This is a genomic window from Bacillus sp. WC2507 (assembly GCF_052656125.1).
Window position 1 is genome coordinate 2,763,660 of the sequence record NZ_JBQXPN010000001.1, and the last position, 18,489, is coordinate 2,782,148.

At 36.5% G+C, this 18,489-nt stretch carries 16 protein-coding genes and 1 pseudogene; 11 read left to right on the forward strand and 6 right to left on the reverse strand.

Annotation, left to right across the window (positions count from 1 at the left end; all coding sequences use genetic code 11):
• Window positions 1-45: 45 nt before the first annotated feature.
• The 3 genes from hmoA to ACUN28_RS14780 all read left to right on the forward strand — a co-directional run bounded on the left by hmoA (window position 46) and on the right by ACUN28_RS14780 (window position 1,850).
• Window positions 46-372: a heme-degrading monooxygenase HmoA gene (gene hmoA, locus ACUN28_RS14770; RefSeq protein ID WP_000469503.1), complete on the forward strand. Its 327-nt coding sequence runs from the start codon at window positions 46-48 to the stop codon at window positions 370-372.
• Between the two features lie 107 nt (window positions 373-479).
• Window positions 480-1,067, forward strand: coding sequence for a hypothetical protein (locus ACUN28_RS14775; protein ID WP_033660084.1), 588 nt, complete (start codon window positions 480-482; stop codon window positions 1,065-1,067).
• Window positions 1,068-1,145: 78 nt separating this feature from the next.
• Window positions 1,146-1,850, forward strand: coding sequence for a nucleotidyltransferase domain-containing protein (locus tag ACUN28_RS14780; RefSeq protein WP_016087397.1), 705 nt, complete (start codon window positions 1,146-1,148; stop codon window positions 1,848-1,850).
• A 217-nt stretch (window positions 1,851-2,067) separates the two neighbouring features.
• On the opposite strand, the pseudogene ACUN28_RS14785 reads toward ACUN28_RS14780, so the two are convergent.
• Window positions 2,068-2,319: pseudogene (locus ACUN28_RS14785) on the reverse strand (hypothetical protein); the annotation flags it as partial.
• Window positions 2,320-2,597: 278 nt separating this feature from the next.
• Between ACUN28_RS14785 and ACUN28_RS14790 the strand changes: the two are divergent.
• Window positions 2,598-3,101, forward strand: a complete 504-nt coding sequence (locus tag ACUN28_RS14790; RefSeq protein ID WP_016087399.1) for a GNAT family N-acetyltransferase — start codon at window positions 2,598-2,600, stop codon at window positions 3,099-3,101.
• 121 nt (window positions 3,102-3,222) lie between these two features.
• On the opposite strand, the gene lsrF is transcribed toward ACUN28_RS14790, so the two are convergent.
• From lsrF to ACUN28_RS14810, 4 genes are read right to left on the reverse strand one after another with little or no spacing between them, the layout of a single operon-like run.
• Window positions 3,223-4,005: a 3-hydroxy-5-phosphonooxypentane-2,4-dione thiolase gene (lsrF, locus tag ACUN28_RS14795; protein ID WP_000219782.1), complete on the reverse strand. Its 783-nt coding sequence runs from the start codon at window positions 4,003-4,005 to the stop codon at window positions 3,223-3,225.
• Window positions 4,006-4,011: 6 nt separating this feature from the next.
• A complete protein-coding gene (locus ACUN28_RS14800; protein WP_000909986.1) occupies window positions 4,012-4,374 on the reverse strand; it encodes a cupin domain-containing protein in 363 nt (120 codons plus the stop codon).
• 25 nt (window positions 4,375-4,399) lie between these two features.
• Window positions 4,400-5,962, reverse strand: a complete 1,563-nt coding sequence (gene lsrK / locus ACUN28_RS14805; RefSeq protein ID WP_016087400.1) for an autoinducer-2 kinase — start codon at window positions 5,960-5,962, stop codon at window positions 4,400-4,402.
• Window positions 5,962-6,894 carry a sugar-binding transcriptional regulator gene (locus ACUN28_RS14810; protein WP_016087401.1) on the reverse strand — a complete coding sequence of 311 codons (933 nt, stop codon included), beginning with the start codon at window positions 6,892-6,894 and terminating at the stop codon, window positions 5,962-5,964. The genes lsrK and ACUN28_RS14810 overlap by 1 nt, the downstream gene beginning before the upstream one ends.
• Before the next feature lie 197 nt (window positions 6,895-7,091).
• On the opposite strand from ACUN28_RS14810, the gene ACUN28_RS14815 reads away from it, so the two are divergent.
• From ACUN28_RS14815 to lsrB, 4 genes are read left to right on the forward strand one after another with little or no spacing between them, the layout of a single operon-like run.
• Entirely contained in the window at window positions 7,092-8,573 is a 1,482-nt protein-coding gene (locus ACUN28_RS14815) for a sugar ABC transporter ATP-binding protein (protein WP_445423396.1), read from the forward strand.
• Window positions 8,570-9,523, forward strand: a complete 954-nt coding sequence (locus tag ACUN28_RS14820; protein ID WP_016087403.1) for an ABC transporter permease subunit — start codon at window positions 8,570-8,572, stop codon at window positions 9,521-9,523. The genes ACUN28_RS14815 and ACUN28_RS14820 overlap by 4 nt, the downstream gene beginning before the upstream one ends.
• Window positions 9,520-10,509, forward strand: coding sequence for an ABC transporter permease (locus tag ACUN28_RS14825; RefSeq protein WP_016087404.1), 990 nt, complete (start codon window positions 9,520-9,522; stop codon window positions 10,507-10,509). The genes ACUN28_RS14820 and ACUN28_RS14825 overlap by 4 nt, the downstream gene beginning before the upstream one ends.
• Window positions 10,506-11,549: an autoinducer 2 ABC transporter substrate-binding protein LsrB gene (lsrB, locus tag ACUN28_RS14830; protein WP_000823634.1), complete on the forward strand. Its 1,044-nt coding sequence runs from the start codon at window positions 10,506-10,508 to the stop codon at window positions 11,547-11,549. The genes ACUN28_RS14825 and lsrB overlap by 4 nt, the downstream gene beginning before the upstream one ends.
• 44 nt (window positions 11,550-11,593) lie before the next feature.
• Here lsrB and ACUN28_RS14835 read toward each other — a convergent pair whose 3' ends face one another.
• Window positions 11,594-13,096 (reverse strand): malate:quinone oxidoreductase, encoded by a 1,503-nt coding sequence (locus tag ACUN28_RS14835; protein ID WP_016087405.1) that lies wholly within the window; start codon window positions 13,094-13,096, stop codon window positions 11,594-11,596.
• 380 nt (window positions 13,097-13,476) lie between these two features.
• Here ACUN28_RS14835 and ACUN28_RS14840 point away from each other — a divergent pair, with 380 nt between their 5' ends.
• The 3 genes from ACUN28_RS14840 to ACUN28_RS14850 all read left to right on the forward strand — a co-directional run bounded on the left by ACUN28_RS14840 (window position 13,477) and on the right by ACUN28_RS14850 (window position 18,465).
• Window positions 13,477-14,523 (forward strand): DUF2332 domain-containing protein, encoded by a 1,047-nt coding sequence (locus tag ACUN28_RS14840; protein WP_016087406.1) that lies wholly within the window; start codon window positions 13,477-13,479, stop codon window positions 14,521-14,523.
• Between the two features lie 358 nt (window positions 14,524-14,881).
• Complete coding sequence (locus ACUN28_RS14845) at window positions 14,882-16,621, forward strand: sigma-54-dependent Fis family transcriptional regulator (protein ID WP_016087407.1); 1,740 nt, start codon at window positions 14,882-14,884, stop codon at window positions 16,619-16,621.
• Window positions 16,622-16,860: 239 nt separating this feature from the next.
• Window positions 16,861-18,465, forward strand: coding sequence for an ATP-dependent acyl-CoA ligase (locus tag ACUN28_RS14850; RefSeq protein ID WP_016087408.1), 1,605 nt, complete (start codon window positions 16,861-16,863; stop codon window positions 18,463-18,465).
• The last annotated feature ends 24 nt before the right edge of the window (window positions 18,466-18,489 follow it).

An 18,489-nucleotide genomic window follows, 5' to 3' on the forward strand; every position in this document is an offset into this window, starting at 1 on the left:
TAGGAGCATACTAGTATTCGTATTACAAAGAGGGAGTGGGAGTATATGTTTATTGAAACGAAGACATTTACAGTAAAAGAAGGTACATCAAATATAGTCGTAGAACGTTTCACTGGAGAAGGAATTATTGAAAAATTTGAAGGTTTCATCGATTTAAGTGTTCTCGTGAAAAAAGTAAGACGCGGAGACGAAGAAGTAGTCGTTATGATTCGCTGGGAATCTGAAGAAGCATGGAAAAACTGGGAAACAAGTGAAGAACATTTAGCAGGGCATAGAGCGAGTCGTGGTAAACCAAAACCAGATCATATCATTAACGTTGATCACGCAGTTTATTATGTAAAATCATCGAAAGCGGCTTATCAACAGTCGTAATATATATGTAAAGATAGAGGATATTTGTTTAGTAATAAACAAATATCCTCTTCTTTTGATTTATAGTAAAATATGGATGTGATATATGTTTAATTGTTTCGTTATAAATGGAGGTAAATGAAGTGAAAAAAATGTTTCTAATGGCAGCCTTGGCGACGACATTATTATCAGCGTGTAGTAATAATAATGTGAAAGAAGAAGTATCTAACAATGAGGAAGAAAAACGTGAAACTAGTGCAAAAATAGTAGAGCAGAAAGAGTATATTATTATTGATAAGAAATATAATGAAATATTTCTAAAAGATGCTAGCTCAAATAAAGAAGATAGTGTGAAAATAAGTTTAAATGATTTAAATTCAACAAAATGGGAGGCACCTGTAAGAAATGGTATCCCAGATATAGGTGATTATATTTCTTTAGAAAAAGAAGAGGGTAAGTATACACCTACATTAGTAAAAGATCTTGTTGGCGAAATAAAGTATGATGGTACAATTAAATATAAAATTTTAGAAGCAACTAATAAATCAGTAAAGTGGTTTCCGCTAAATAAAGAGAACAATGGAGGATATGTTCCGCCAGAGATGGTAAAAGTAGTGAATGCTTCGAAAATAAAAGCTGGAGATATTGTTACAATTCAAGATAAAACAAAAAGTAGTAAAGACGCAATTGTATATGAACTGACAATCGTTGAATAAGTAAGTAGAAGGTTATAAGAAAAGTACAATATATTTAGGTGAGGAATAACTCCATAATAATATGTTTGGAGGTTACAAATGTTAGAAGCACAGACATCTATTAAACATGAACAACATAAAAAATTAGTGCAAACAATAGTAGCGGAAACCTTATCTATGGAAAAGGTAAATGGATTCATGCTAATTGGATCTGTCGCAAGAGGTGATGCATATCCTGATTCGGATTTAGACTTATATATTCTTTTAGAAGACGGACAAAAGAAGAAATTTCATTCTGAAACGAGAGAAGATATTTTAGTTGAATATAAGTATGCAGATGTTAATCAAATACTAGTAAACTTTAAAAACAATCCGATGGAACTATACTCATTTTTAGAAGGGAAAATTTTATTTGATAAAAGCGGTGAGTTGAAAAAGTTAAAGGAAATAGCTACATATGAATTTGAAAACTATCGTGTTTCTAGCGACAAAGTGAAAGGCATTTCTCATTGGTTGCATAGTTCGTTTATTAAAATTCAGTCTGCTTTGAAAGCAAGTGATGAGTTAAAAGCTTCATACATAGTTCATACGTCAACTTGGACATTGTTAGAAGGGATATGGGCTATTAATAATAAGCCAGTACCGCCAGCTGGGGCTGTTTTAAGGTACATTCAAACGTTACCGAATAAGCCAATTCATTTAGATGAGTTACTTAATAAACTATTTTTAGGAGATACAACAGAGCGCACCCCTGCAGCAATTATCCTGATTGAGTGGGTTTTACACAATTTGAAAAATAAATAATGTGGCTATTTTCTATAGGTAAATTAATATTTCACGTCGAACGGTTTATGTAATTACAGTCATAAAAAAACGTTCTAGGCTATGGAGAAAAGTATTAGACTATAAAACATAGTCTTAGACGGAACGCTTGAATATCTTACCTTACATATTTAAGTGTTATGAAGAAGAGTCTACATACCCACTGTTTAAAAGGAGATGAGTGAATGAAGTTAAATCATTTGAATTTAGTTGGTTCGACGCGAGGTTTAAATTCACCTTCGTCCATCATGGAAGAGAATAGTGAATTTAGATAGTCTGGATAAAATCCGTATTGCTTTGCCCATTTATAAATTGCTTCATCATGTGGAAAACCTGGATCACCACCTGAAAGTTCCTTCCGTTCTTTTAATAATTCACAAATTTTTTCATCGATAGTATATAATCTATCATCGTAATAATCAGTAGGGCGTTCAAAAGACATTGTTTTCATAATCATTCCTCCTTTTCTTTATTTTAACAAAAAAGAAAGAACGATACATTTTCTAATGTGAAAATTAAGTAAAAACCTAAAATCATTCATAAATCAAATATTGTAGATTTAAAATGAAGTTTGATAAAAAGGTCTATTTTGCAACGGAATTGTTTATGCATAAAATAACAATAATGTATGCTGATGTAAGAAAATCTAGAGAATTAAGCAGGTTTCCCATATGGTACAGTACGAAACTATTATAAGTAGTACAGTGATATAAATAGGAGGTTACCGCTATGACAGCTGTATTTAAAGATATGGCGTTCCAGTTAAAAACGGAACGACTCGACCTGAATATGTGGGAGGAATCCGATGCAGTTTGGCTTAGAAAATTAGTTGGTGAACGTGGTGTAGACATGCCATCCCTGGACTCTGTTCGTAGCAGTCTTATTGAGATGCGTAAGAAAGCAGCTGAAAATGGTATTTCTCTTCTCACTATTCGTAGACGAGACGAAGGCGATTTCATCGGATACTGTGGCTTAATTATCGGTCGTTCCACTCTTGAAGAGCCGGAGATTGCATACGAGTTATTCCGCAGTGCTCATCGCATGGGTTATGCGACAGAGGCAGCATCAGCAGTATTGGAGGCTGCGATTGCTACGGGTCGCCATAGACTTTGGTCTTCTGTAGGCGCTTGGAATACAGCGTCTTTCCGGGTATTAGAAAAGATAGGATTTAAGCGGCATCACAGTACGTTTGGTGAACGCGGTGAGATTGTTTGGAACGTACGCGATCTGTAGAAATCTGATTAGATTCGAAACAATAAAAATGTAAAAGGAAGCCCATATGTTAGATATGGGCTTTTCTTTATAGTAAAAATTGATTTTGAATATATTTAAGTGTAATAGTCTATCTTTTACCTTAGTTTTTTACATCATCATATAATTCCAGCGCCTCTTTCACATTTAATCCATTCTTCACAATACCATGAATTGCTTGAATCATCGCAGCTGGATGTTCAGATTGCCATATGTTTCGGCCCATATCTACTCCGATTGCACCTTCTTGCAATGCATTGTACGTAATGTTTAATGCGTCTTCGATTGAATCTAGTTTCGGTCCGCCAGCGATTACGACTGGGGCAGGGCATGTGCTCGTTATTTTTTCAAATCCTTCGCAGTAGTACGTTTTAATAATGTCAGCACCCATTTCAACGCATACGCGGGAAGCAAGTGCTAGAAAGCGAGCTTCACGTTTTTGTAATTCTTTCGCAACAGCGGTAATGCCGAGTACTGGCAAGCCGTAATCGTGAGCTTCTGAAACTACATTTGCGAGATTCGTAACTGTTTGTGTTTCATAGTCTGATCCGACGAAAACAGACACGCCGACGCCAATTGCGTTTTGTTTTACTGCTTCTTTTACAGGTGTAACAATTGTTTCATTCGCTAAATCTTTACCAACGACAGTTGCTCCGCCAGATACACGCATAACCATCGGTGTACTGCAGTTTTCAGGAATACAGGAGCTAAGTACGCCACGCGTTAAAAAGAGAGAATCTGTGTAAGGAAGTAAGTTTTTAACTGTTTCAAGTGGTTGTTCTAGCCCGTGAATGGGTCCTAAAAAGTAGCCGTGATCTATCGCTAACATTACCGCTCTGCCATCAGGTAAAATTGTATTTAATCGATTTTTAAATCCCCAAGTCATTTGAAATCACTCCTTCGTTAATGTTGGATTTTCCGTTTGTACCGTATCTTTATTTGGTAAATGTGGTGACTTAATAAAAACTGCTTTAAAAGGTTTGTCAGAATGGTTAATTAAATAGTGAGATTCATGAGGGCGAACTTGCAACACATCGCCTTGTTTAATTGGAACTCTTTCGTTATTCACATAGAAATCTATTTCACCTTCTAATGCATAAAAGACTTCCTCACACGTTGTATGATAGTGATTTTGAAACTCTTGCCCAGGCTGAATGACAACAAGGCCAAGATCAATATTCGGACCTTGTATTAAATATTTCGGCCCGTTATCACCGAAGCGATAGGAGAAGTCATTTTCATTCGCTTTTAACATACATTTCACTCCTTTATGTAATATGTTACAGTGCACCAGGTGCAATCCACATATGTGAGGTGAGCCCTTTATCAGCTAAAGCGAGCTGATTGTCATACACAGTTTTCCATGTTTCATAGAACTCTTTATATAGTTCGTGATTTTCAGTAATTGGCTCGAATGTGTTTTCCCACTGTACAAACTGTTCAGCAGTTTCTTCCATAGAGGAATATATGCCAGCGCCAACTCCAGCAGCAATCGCAGTTCCTAGAGCAGCTGCTTCTTTCACAACTGGTACTTTTACAGGAATTCCAAGTACGTCTGAAAGAATTTGTGGCCATAGTTTTCCTTTAGCAGCACCGCCAGCAAAAACGACTTCAGAAGGGAATGTCCCTGTGAGATTTTCTATTAATTTCAAGTTCCCAAGTGTAACAAAGGCGGCATTTTCTTCAATAGCACGGAACAGTTCTTTTTTTCCGCATTTGTCAGCATCTAAACTTAAATTTAAAAAAGAAGGTGCGGCATGTCGCCAAGAAATGTAGTTCATAACGTTTGAAAAAGTAGGGATAATGCCATGTGAGCCGACAGGTACGTCTTTCGCTTGTTCTTCTAGTAATTCATAAGTATCTACACCGAGTTTGTCAGCGAGTTTCTTTTCTTCTTGGCAAAAAGCATCTCGAAACCAGCGCATAACAAGACCAGGGAAAAAGGCAATTGTTTCATATTGCCATAGGTTAGGAACGACGTGGCAATTTAAGCGAATCGCAGCATGTGGATCTGTTATTGGCTCTGTAATATTCACTTCTTGTTGCCAAAAGCTGCCCCCGCATATTAAAGTTTGATTTGGCTTAACAACTCCAGTTCCGAGTGATGCCATTTGAGCATCACCACCGCCGGCAACGACAGGAATTCCTTCACGTAATCCAGTTAATGCTGCGCACTCTTTTGTAATATTGCCGATAACTGTACCAGCTTCATTTACTGTTGGTGAAAATGGCAAAGTTAGACTGCACTCTTTAGCGATATCGTTATCCCAATTTCTATTTTGTAAATCAAAAATACCGGACGTACATCCGTTTGAAGGATCGATTTGCAGTATGCCGCTTAATTTATATAGAATCCAATCGTTTAGCATCGTAAAAGAATGAATGTTTGTGTATACGTCTGGTTCATGTTTTTTAATCCAAAGTAGGCGAGGTAAAGCGCCTAATGAAAATGTTTGCCCAGACCTTGTATATAACTCTTCCTCAAGTTGTGACCGGATTTCTTTTAGTTCACTAACTTCAGAGGATGCGCGCCCATCAACATTTGCACAAGCCCATATTTCTTGCCCATCTCTATCATATAAAACAAAACCTTCTCGCATACTAGTAGCGCTAATAGCTTGAATAGAAGAGGGAGGTATATTACTTTTTTGCAGAACCTCTTTCGTGCATTGTTGTACGAGCTGCCAGTTTTCTTTTACATCAAAGTTCATAGAGCCTGGGTAACGAGGATCCGTTTTATGAACCCATTCTTTTTGACTTACTGCAATTTGATTACCTAGTAAATCAAAAAGAACAGCTCGAATGCTTCCTGTACCAGCATCGAAAGCTAATAAAGTAGACATTAACAATCACCATCCTTTCGTAATAAGGAGAGGGCAGTTTCCTCATCGGTAATTAAAGTATGAATAAATCTCCCCTTTAAAGCCCCATAAATGGCGTCTATCTTTTCTGTACCTCCAGCAACACCAACGACATGCTTCATTTTGCGCAGAATAGAGAGCGGCGTACCAATAAGGCGGTTGTGATGCGGAAGATGTAATAAATCACCATTCGTATTATAAAACTGTCCTAAAATATCGCCAACACCATTTTGGCTACGAATATACGTCATTTCACGTAGCGTTAATTTTTCTTCTTTTACAATAGTTGCATCTTGAGATAAACCGCCAATACCAACAATTGCCGTATGAGCAAGCGAAGCGACATGAAGCATATCTTTTACACTCGGCTCTGATAGAATACTTTGTGCCATTTCGGTTGTAGATGCTAGAAACGGCGTAGGGATAATGTGAAGACAGCCTTGCATGTAGTGTAAATAGTTTTGTTTTCTCGGGAGATAGTGATTTACTCCGCCTGTTAGCGTTACGATTGAAAGATTAATAGAACTTTCGAAATGTATGTTTTCTAGCATTTTGCTAATTGTTTCACCCCAGCCAATACCGAGTAAATCACCATGCTGGAGATGAGTTTCTAAATATTGTGCAGCAGCTTTTCCGAGAGAAGCGTGATAATTGTCTATTGGAGTCGGGATAATAAAAGCATCTTTTAAGTGGAATTTTTTCATTAGGTCACGCTCAATACTTAAACAGTGCAAACCAGTTCCTTTTACGTGAAATGTAACGATGCCTTCACTACGCGCCTTATCTAATAACCGGACGACTTTATTTCTTGAAATATGAAGAAGTGAAGCGATCTCCTGTTGTGTTAATTGATCTTTATAATAGTACCAAGCTACTTTCGTTAATAAATTCTCTTCAAAGTTCAGCTGTGTCATACTCTTCATCCCTTTCAACAATTGACCACTGCTTAAACATATGTGCCGTATATTTTGTTTATTCCAGTTGAAACGATTAATAGTCTGGTGAAAAAAGTGTTCTAGATATGAAAAAAGGAATATACAATGCTACAAAACAAGTAGAACAAATAATCATTTTCTCAAAAAATGTTCTGTATAAAGGCAGGTGACATCATGTGGAGAAAGTGCCCTTATTACAAGTGAAGAAAATGAGTAAGTCATTTTCAAATCAACTTGTACTAAAAGAAGTGAATTTACAAGTAGAGCGTGAAGATATATACGCTTTAGTTGGGGGAAATGGTGCTGGAAAATCAACATTAATGAAAATATTAACGGGGTTATATTCGTATGATAGTGGAGAAATGTATGTAAAAGGAATGAGGCACCAGTTTTCAAATCCGTCAGAAGCACACGGAAAAGGTATTTATTTAATACCACAAGAACCACTCATTTTTCCGCATATGACCATTGAAGAAAATATATGTATCGGACTAAATGGAAAGAAAAAAGAATTAAAAGTAAAGATTCAGCAATTGATTGAAAGTTTAGGGTGGGATATTGACCTTAATGAACTAGGAGGATCACTATCCATTGCCCAGCAACAGCTAGTAGAAATCGTTAGAGGATTAATAAGAGAAGCTGAGATTCTTATTTTAGATGAGCCAACATCGACATTAACAACTCACGAAATGAAGAGTCTTTTTGTGCTGTTGAAAAGTTTGCAAAAAAAAGGAATTGGGATGATATATATTACGCATCGCTTTCCAGAAATTTTTGAAATTGCCAATAAAGTGGCGATATTACGAGATGGAATGATTGTAAGCCAAGGGGATGTATGTGACTATACATATGACATGTTGATGGAGGGGCTATTGCCAAAAGGGTATAAACAAAAAGAGAAAAAAGAAGTAGTTCAAGAGACAGCAAAGACGAAAAAAATATTAGAAGTGATCAATATAAATGGTCACGCATTCGAAAATATATCACTTACTATACATGCTGGTGAGATTGTAGGTATTGCTGGCATTGTTGGATCAGGCAGAACGGAATTAGCAGAAGTGATATTTGGGTTGAAACCTATAAAATCAGGTTCTATTTTATTAGAAGGAAAATCAATTGATTCAAGCTCTTTGCATAAAAGACTAAGCGAAGGACTTGTTTATGTACCAGAGGACAGAGCAAGAAATGGTACTTTCTCAATTGCATCGGTTAAAGAAAATATAACTGCAGCATGTTTACATCAAAATAGTTGTTTTTTCATTAATCAAGAAAAAGAAAGCGCTTTAGTGAAGGCGTATATAGACCAGTTTCGAATTGTCGTTCCGAATATGAATGAAGAACTTGCATCTTTATCAGGAGGTAATCAGCAAAAAGTTGTGCTTGCAAAATATCTTGCGTGTAATCCAAAAATTATTATTCTTGATGAACCGACTCGCGGAATTGATGCGAAAGCAAGGCTTGAAGTATATGAGACGATAGAAAAAATGAAAAGTGAAGGACTCGCAATATTATTAATCTCTTCAGATGTTGAAGAAATTGTTCAATTAGCAAACCGTGTATATGTAATGAGAAATGGGCGATTTGTTTCTCATATGGAAAAAGAACAAGTGAGTGTGAATGAAGTTACACGTCTAGCATACGGAGGTGTAACGGAATGAAACGTATGTATAAAATGCACGAAACAACTATCATACTGTTATTACTAATTTACATTGTCATTGTCGGAATGATAAATCCTAGTTTTGTTCAGTTTAACTCGTTATCTTTAGTAATGAAATCAAGTGTTATTTTAGTCGTTCTAGCAATCGGCCAATCTTTCGTCTTATTTACGAAAAATATAGACGTATCAGTTGGCTCGATTATGGGATTAAGTGCAGCTGTTTGTGGGATGTTGTTAACGGATGGATATAATGCATTCTTGTCAATACTTGCTGCTATTATACTTGGGGCCATTATCGGTTTCGTAAATGGTATTGGAGTTGCGAAGTTTCGGGTACCAGCCATTATTATGACATTAGGTATGTTAGGAATTATTAGAGGTGCGATGTTAATTTTCACAGGCGGGAAGTGGATTGAAGATATTCCAAACGATTTTAAGCAGCTGTCATCTATCGTCATTCTTGGCTTGCCCATAACTGTATGGTTCGTTCTTATTATTTTACTACTACTATATTTCTTTTTAAGGAAAGTACCATACCGAAGATATTTCTATGCAGTAGGTGATAATGAAGATGGTGCGAGACTTATTGGGATACCAGTAAATAAAGTGAAGATCTATGCGTTTATTATATCGGGCATAAGTGCCGGGCTTGCTGGTTGTATATTTGTTATGAATATCGGGTTCGTTCCTAATCAAACGGGTACAGGATTAGAATTACAAGTAATTGCAGCCGCTGTACTTGGAGGAATTCATTTAAAAGGGGGAACAGGATCTATTTTTGGAGCCGCATTAGGAGCATTATTTTTAGAGGCGATAAGCAGTTCACTCGTCTTTTTAAAAATACCAGCATTTTGGAATAATGCTATTTCGGGCTTTTTATTATTACTTATCATCATATTGGATAGTGTTATGAAAAAGTGGAAGGCAGAAAGGAGGATGAATCTATGAAGTATTTTTACAGATGGGAAGGTGTTCTAATTGTATTACTTCTTATAGAATTCATTCTCTTTAGTTTAATCAATAGTGATTTTTTAAACGTTAGTAATCTCTTATTTAGTACAAATGATTTTCTATTTATAGCAATCGCGGCGATACCAATGACTTTTGTTATTGTAACAGGCGGGATTGATGTTTCTGTAGGATCTATTATGGGGCTAACTTCGATTATAATTGGTGTACTTTGGATGAATGGGATACCTATTTTACTAGCAGTTATAATAGCTCTTATAATTAGTTGTTTAGCAGGAGCTTTCAACGGAATCATTATAAAAATGACAGATGTAGAGCCACTTGTCGTTACACTCGGAACGATGTTTTTATACGGAGGAATTGCACTCGTCATTTCAGGAGGGGCAGGTGCTTCTGGATATGAAGGGATAAGTGGTTTACCTGACGTATTTGTACACCTGGCAAACGGTAGTTTTATAGGAATACCGAATTTACTATGGCTACTGATTATAGTAACGATTTTATGCACTGTATTGTTTCACCGCACCATATATGGGCGCCAAGTTAAACTAACAGGTGCGAATGAAAATGCAGCAAAATACACCGGGATTAAAACGAAAAAAGTAGTCATCATCGCTTACATACTTTCTGGGTTAGGAGGTGGATTAGGGGGCGTTTTCTTAACTGCTTATTTCGGTTCTGCACGTGCTGATATAGGAAGTGAAACAATTTTACCAATCATTACGGCAGTCGTATTAGGCGGGACACTAATTACAGGGGGAAAAGGAAGTATTATCGGTACAGTACTCGCTAGTATTTTCATTGGACTTATGCAGTACGGTCTACAAATGACAGGTTTAACAAATGAACAATCCAACGTAGTAATTGGTATTATTCTTATTCTTTCAGTTATTATGCGACATTTCAAATTACATCAATTCACAATGGGGAAAAGAAGGAATTTGCATAAGGAGGAAATGTCATGAAGAGAAAACTGGGGATTGTATTCATTGTATGCATTTGTTTAATTGGTTTAATAGCTTGTTCTAGTCAGACGGCAGATAAGAAAAAAGCGGATGATGTGAAATTTGCATTTATCCCGAAATTAACTGGAGTTGGCTTCTTTACATCAGGTGGTGAAGGAGCAAAAGAGATGGGGGATAAGCTAGGTGTCCAAGTAAAATATGATGGACCATCTGAAGCGAGTGTTTCGGGGCAAGTAAAATATATAAACAATTTCATTAACCAAAATTATGATGCACTTATGGTTTCTTCTACGTCAGTAGATGGTCTATCCCAATCATTACAACGTGCTAAGAAAAAAGGAATGACTGTTTTAACGTGGGATTCTGATGTGAATCCGAAAGATCGTTCATTTTATATAAGCCAAGGAACACCAGACCAACTTGCTAACTTATTAATTGAAATGACTTCCAAACAAATTGGAGATAAAGGAAAAGTAGCATTCTTTTATTCTAGCCCAACAGTAACAGATCAAAACCAATGGGTAACGAAAGCGAAAGAAATTATTAAAAAGAAATATCCGAATTGGGAAATTGTAACGACGCAGTACGGTGAAAATAATGCGCAAAAGTCTTTATCTGTAGGAGAGAACATTTTAAAAACGTATCCAGATATTAATGCAGTCATTTGTCCAGATGCAACGGCACTTCCGGCGATGGCACAAGCAGCTGAAAACTTAAAAATGGATAAAAAAGTCGTTGTAACAGGGTTTTCTACACCGAATGTTATGCGTGATTATGTAAAACGAGGAACAGTACAGCAATTCGGATTATGGGATGTAAAACAACAAGGTGCACTCGCAACGTATGTAGCAAATGAAATAGTAGTAAAAGGAAAGAAGTTAAAAGTAGGGGATAGCTTTGAAGTAGAAGGAATCGGAAAAGTGAAAGTAGAGCCAAACTCTATTCAAGGATATGATTATGAGGCAGAAGGAAACGGAATTATCGTACTACCAGAACGAGTTGTATTTACAAAGGATAATATTGATAAATATAATTTCTAGTAACGAAAAAACGTCCGAATATATCGGACGTTTTCATTTCTTCATTAATTATGAACCGTTTCTTTTTCATTTAATCCAAGGGTACGACCTGTAGAAGTGTGAAGGTCTTGGAATAATCTTGGATTTTCTGTTAATGAAATGCCGTAAGAAGGAATCATTTCTTTTATTTTTCCTTCCCATTCTACCATTCGGCTTGGGAAACATTTTTCTAATACTTCAAGCATGACGTGAACGGCAGTAGAAGCACCCGGTGATGCACCTAGTAACGCCGCGATTGATCCATCAGCCGCACTAACAACTTCTGTACCGAATTGAAGTGTTCCTTTACCGCCAGCATCAGTATCTTTAATTACTTGTACACGCTGACCAGCAACTACAATATCCCAATCTTCACTTTTTGCGTTCGGAATGAATTCGCGTAATTCTTCCATACGTTTTTCGTGTGATAACATAACTTGCTGAATTAAGTATTTTGTTAATCCCATTTCTTTTACACCAGCAGCTAACATCGTTAAGACGTTATTCGGTTTTACAGAACCTATTAAATCAAGGTTTGAGCCAGTTTTTAAGAACTTAGGAGAGAACCCTGCGAACGGTCCGAATAGTAAAGCTTTTTTATTGTCTATATATCTCGTATCAAGGTGAGGTACAGACATAGGCGGAGCGCCAACTTTAGCTTTACCGTATACTTTTGCATGATGTTGCTCTACAACTTTTTGGTTTTTACATACCATAAATAGTCCACTTACTGGGAATCCACCAATATGTTTTGATTCAGGAATGCCAGTCTTTTGTAGTAGAGGTAGACTACCGCCACCGCCGCCAATAAAGACGAATTTTGCAGTATGATGCTCAATTTTACCACTATTCATATCGTGTACTTTTACTTCCCACAAACCATTCTTCGTGCGTTTAATATTTTCGACACTATGTTTGTAGTTTAGCTCGACATTTTTCGTTTGTAAGTAATCAAACAACATACGTGTTAATGCACCGAAGTTAACATCTGTTCCAGAGTCAATCTTCGTTGCAGCCATCGGTTCGTTTGGTGTACGACCATCCATAATGAGTGGAAGCCATTTTTTTAATGTTTCAGGAGCATCGGAAAATTCCATACCTTGAAACAGTGGATTTTTTGAAAGCGCTTCAAAACGGTTTTTTAGAAACTCAACATTTTTTTCACCTTGTACTAAACTCATATGAGGTAGAGGCATAATAAAATCTTGTGGATTACGAATTAATTTGCTTTTTACAAGATATGCCCAAAATTGTCTTGAAAGCTGGAATTGCTCATTCACTTTTACAGCTTTACCAATATCTATAGATCCGTCAGATTTTTCGGAAGTATAGTTCAGTTCGCATAGCGCAGAATGCCCTGTACCTGCATTATTCCATTCATTAGAGCTTTCTTCCCCGGCACTAGCGAGTTTTTCAAAAACTTTAATTTCCCATTCTGGTGCTAATTCTTTTAGTAATGAGCCTAGCGTTGCACTCATAATTCCTGCACCAATTAAGATAACGTCTGTTTTTTGCTGCATGTTGCTCATGATAATCTCTCCATCCCCTATATTGGCAAAAAAGAGTAGGTGTTTTTTATATCTAAGCCGTAAATTGAAAACACCGCCTAGGCCCCACCTAGGTGTATACCTTTTTTGTCTCAATTATATAACCATCTCATACTCTATTATAATAATTAATAGACTAAAATATCTAGTGTTATCTGATAATTTTAAACTATTTAACGTTTTATTTGCCAAAATTCTTATTTAACAAGCACTTTTCAGTTTAAGAATAGAAAAAAATCACAGTTTGAAATTATCTCGAAAAAGCTTACGTATCGTAAAGTAGGTAGAATGGTTACCTTTTTATGGAATTTATGTTCTTTTAATAGTAAGATTATTCTGTAAGATGATAAAGGGGGATACTAATGCGTACACAAGAACAAATCGCAAACTTATTTCGAAATTTTTCAATAAAGGAATGTAAAGGGTCAAGTGACTTATACGAATACTTATCAATAAAAATTGCTGAAGATGAGGAAGTACTTACACTATCTTCCTACGCTCAAGTAGGCCAACCAGTTCCAAACTTATTATTAGGTGCAGCACATTATTTATTACTAGCAGGGAAAGAACATCCTTTAAAAACGTATTATAGTAGTTTAGTTGAAAATGCGAATACAAATTTAGATAAAGCTTTCGATCACTTTAAAGACTTTTGTAAAGAGTACCGAGAAGAAATTATTACTTTATTACAAACGAAACTTGTTCAAACGAATGAAGTAAGGCGATGTGCGTATTTATATCCAAGCTTCTGTTACATATTTAATAAAGTGAACAAACCGTTAGCGTTAATCGAAATTGGTACAAGTTCTGGATTACAACTGTTCTGGGATCAATATAGCTATTCGTACGGAACAGATGAAACATACGGAAATATAAATTCAAATGTACATTTAACTTCTGAAATAAGAGGGGGAAATGTACCCCAATTTCTAAAAGTAAGTCCACCTGTTGTTGAAAGAATTGGGCTTGATTTACATGTGAATGATTTACATAATGAGGAAGATTATTTATGGCTACGTGCACTAATTTGGCCAGAGCATAAAGAAAGACTTGAAATGTTTGACCAAGCAGCATCTTTAGTAAAAAAAGAATCTGTCGAGTTAATAGAAGGAGACGGTGTAGAGCTGCTGCCATCTATCATTGAACAAATAAGTGAAGATGCTGTAATCTGTATTTTCCATACACATGTCGCAAATCAAATTCCTGAACAAGTAAAACATAAGTTAGAAAAACAAATACAAGAAATCGGTGCAAAACGTAATGTATTCCACCTTTATAACAACATGTGGGACCGGGACCTTCATATTGATTATTATATTAACGGAAACGAATATCGTGAAACGGTTGGGGAAACGGAAGGGCATGGGAGATGGTTTAGTTGGAAGATTGGAGATCGGACTTTATGCTAAAGAAAACCTAACAATTATGAGTTTTGTCACCAATATTCGTAATAAAAACAGTTGACAGAAGGAAATCCGTCAACTGTTTTTTCTTGTTATTAATCTTATTATGTATTCGATGTAAACATTAAATATTTTCCTGCTGCACGTTGCAAATAGCCTATGAGATAATCTTCTTCCTAAAAGAAGTTAAAGAAAGTGGCTTGTTAAAATATTCCTAGTGTCAAAAAAGAACCCACAAGTTATTCAGCTATATTACTAGTTCAAGAAATTATTACTTCAAACGGAAAAACCAAAGGAAAGTAAATGTTTAAAATGAATATATAATACATGCGAGAACGAGCACAATTTGATAGGGGGCTTCCAAATGCATATGGACGAACGAATGAATTGGCAGGTAACTAGTCAGGCTCTTCAGGTAATGAATAACGGAATTGCTATTATAAACCATGATGGTATCATCACATATAGTAACAAACTATTCTGTAGCATGTTACATAAAAAAGAAAATGAAGTAATAGGTGAGCATATATCAACGATTATTCCTAATCGTAAAAAGTTAGTAGTGAATCAAAATGATAGTTTGTACAGGTATGAGTGTAGGAGTGGCAACCGAGTTTTAATTGTGAATGAATCTCATGTATATAAGAATAAGACAGAATATGGATCAATTGCCATTCTGGAAAGCAAGGGAAAAAGTATACAGTCTTTGGAAAGCATCATAAGTCGATATGAAAGTGCCTTAAATTTACTGTCTGAGTGCATTTTAGGTGTAAATGAACAAGGAATTGTCAATTTTTTAAGTGGTTCGTATGCACAATTTTTAGGGATTGATGATCCGAAGGAAGCGATTGGTAAGCATTGTACGGAGGTTGTTGAGAATACGAGGATGCATATTATCGTAAAGACGGGACAGATGGAAATTGGGCATATCCAGCGTATAAGTAATCGGAATATAATCGCAACGCGCATACCTATCATTAAGGAAGGTAAGATTATTGGAGCAATTGGTAAAATTATGTTTCATGATATACAGCAGTTTAAAGCTTTGGGAGATCAAATTAGTGAAATGGAATCGAAGTTATCTTACTATCAAACAGAATTACAGCGGCTACAAGAAGGGCGACTTTCCTTTCAAAGCATTATAGGAGAGAGTGCAAAAATGAAAGAAGTCAAAATGATGGCTTTGAAGGTTTCTAAAAGTCGGTCTACCGTTTTGATAAGAGGAGAGAGTGGTACAGGAAAAGAGCTATTTGCACATGCGGTACATCGTGCAAGTCCGCGTGCTAGTGATACATTTATTCGATTAAATTGTGCTGCGATTCCAAAGGATCTTTTGGAGGCTGAATTATTTGGATACGAAGACGGGGCTTTTACAGGAGCGAAAAAAGGTGGTAAGCCTGGGAAAATTGAGTTAGCGGATAAGGGAACGTTATTTTTAGATGAAATTGGTGATATGTCTTTGGACATGCAGGTGAAGTTGCTTCGTGTATTGCAAGAGAAAGAGATTGAAAGAATTGGAGGTACGAAAATTCAAAAGGTTGATGTTCGTTTCATTGCGGCGACACATAGAAATCTCCGTGAAATGGTGCAAAGAGGGGAGTTCAGAGAGGATTTATATTATAGGTTGAATGTGTTTGAAATCGATATTCCTCCATTACGAGATAGAAAAGAAGATATGATACATATAACGGAATTTTTAATTAAGAAATTGAATGGTGAGCTAGGTAGTAACGTTATTTCATTGGATGAGAGAGTTAGAGATATATTCATGGAGCATGATTGGCCAGGGAATATTAGGGAGCTAGAAAATGTGTTAGAACGAGCGATGAATGTTATAGAAGGAATGATTATTCAAGTGTATCACCTTCCTGCCTATTTACGGAAAAAAAATTTGGAAGAGGAGTTAAACCATGAAATATTTACGATGGACCAAGAGAAGCATGAGACGAGTTATTTACTTCAGGCGGAAGTGGAATCCGCTGAAAAACGTGCGATTACGAGAGCTTTGGAAAAAACAGCTGGAAATGTAAAAGAGGCAGCCGAGCTTTTAGGGATTCATCGGGCTAGCTTATATCGAAAAATAGAAAAATACGAAATGTCATGAAGGAAAGTAAAGGGCAAACAGGCCCTTTTTTTGTTTGTAATAATAACACTGTCTCTTTTTTGCGACATTTTCTTATAGATGCGACATGGTTGCTAATATTTGTAGCGCAAATGCGACATATGAGATTGGACAAGTAAGGGAGATTACGAAGGAATAAGGGAATAAGGAAGGAGTCGATTTTTGGCATGTTTCTTGCTATATAAATAAAAAGGCTTATAGCAGGAAGGGGATGGAATTCAATGTTGGAAAATCAAAGCTTACCGCATTTTATTATGCAAAGTATCGAAAAAACACCAAGTAAAGTGTATTTACAATTTGAAGAACAAAGGGTTACATATGAGGAGCTATATCATCGAATTACAAGAGCCATAGCGGGATTTTGTGAACTCGGTATTCAAAAAGGAGATAAGGTTTGTATTATGCTTCATAATACTCCTGAATATCTGGATGTATGGTTTGCTTTATCTTTTATGGGAGCAATCGCGGTGCCTCTGAATGTGCATTTAAAAGGAGAAGGTTTGCAGTATATTGTATCTCACTCTGATTGTAAGTTAATTATCGTTGATAAGGAATTTGTTCCTCAAATTGTCTCTTGTTTGTCATTTATACATAGGGACATCCAAATTGTTGCTTACGGAAAAAATGAAAGCGCGATCATTGAAGGCGATGGTAAAGAGCGGTTAGTAATGGAATTGAAAGATGTACTAAATACAAATAACCATCACCTTCCAACTGAATTTATTTCCGCCACTTCTATTAACAGTATCCTTTATACCTCAGGAACGACTGGATTACCTAAAGGAGTCATGTTAAGTCATGCTGCCTATGTAAATTCTGCGAAGTCATTTGCTAACTATATGGTTGGCGCAAGTTCAAAAGATGTCTTATTTACTGCGCTGCCGTTATTTCATATAAATGCCCAGGCTCATACAGTACTCGGAGCTATTTCTTCTAATGCGACGATCGCTCTTGGTAAACGGTTTAGTGCTTCTAGATTTTGGAGTGAAATTCGCAGTCATGGCGCAACCATTTTTAATTCTTTAGGATCTATGATTCCTATTCTCTGCAAACAGCCAGAAAAGGAAGACGATAATGACAATTTAGTAAGGGTGACGGCTTGTGCTGCTACTCCTAAGGAATTTTGGAAGCCTTTTGAGGAGAGATTTGGCGTTCGAATTGTGGAAGGCTACGGATTAACGGAAACAACGGGTTTTTGTGTAACGAATCCACTTCATGCCAATAAGCCACCTTCTATTGGAAAACCATATTCTTACGTAGAGACGAAGATTGTCAATGAGGATGGAAATGAAGCGCGGACGGGTGAGATTGGAGAGATTTTTATTCGTTCCTTACAGGGACAAGCATTCATGGAAGGTTATTATAAAATGCTTGATAAAACAGAGGAGGCGATGAAGGAGGGATGGTTCCATACAGGAGATCGCGGTTATCTAGATGAGGAAGGTTACTTATATTTTAGCGATCGAATCAAACAGTGTATCCGGAGGCGTGGAGAAAATATCTCCTCTTGGGAAATCGAAAAAGTTGTGAATAATCACCCGAAAGTACTTGAATCAGCGGCCATCGGTGTCCCGGCAGAAGTGGGAGAAGAGGATGTCAAATTATATGTGATTGTAAAGAAAGATGAAACGATGTCCCATGAAGAGATTATAGATTGGTGTCAAGAACGTATGGCTTACTTTATGGTACCTCGATATGTTCAGTTCAGTGAAACTTTCCCAAAAACTGCGACGGAACGGATTCAAAAATTCAAGCTGCAGGAGGAAGGCATCGGCAGCGCTTGGGATCGCGAACAGGTCGGTTATGTAATTAAAAGAACGAGTTGATGTGCTGATTCTACCTCATTATAT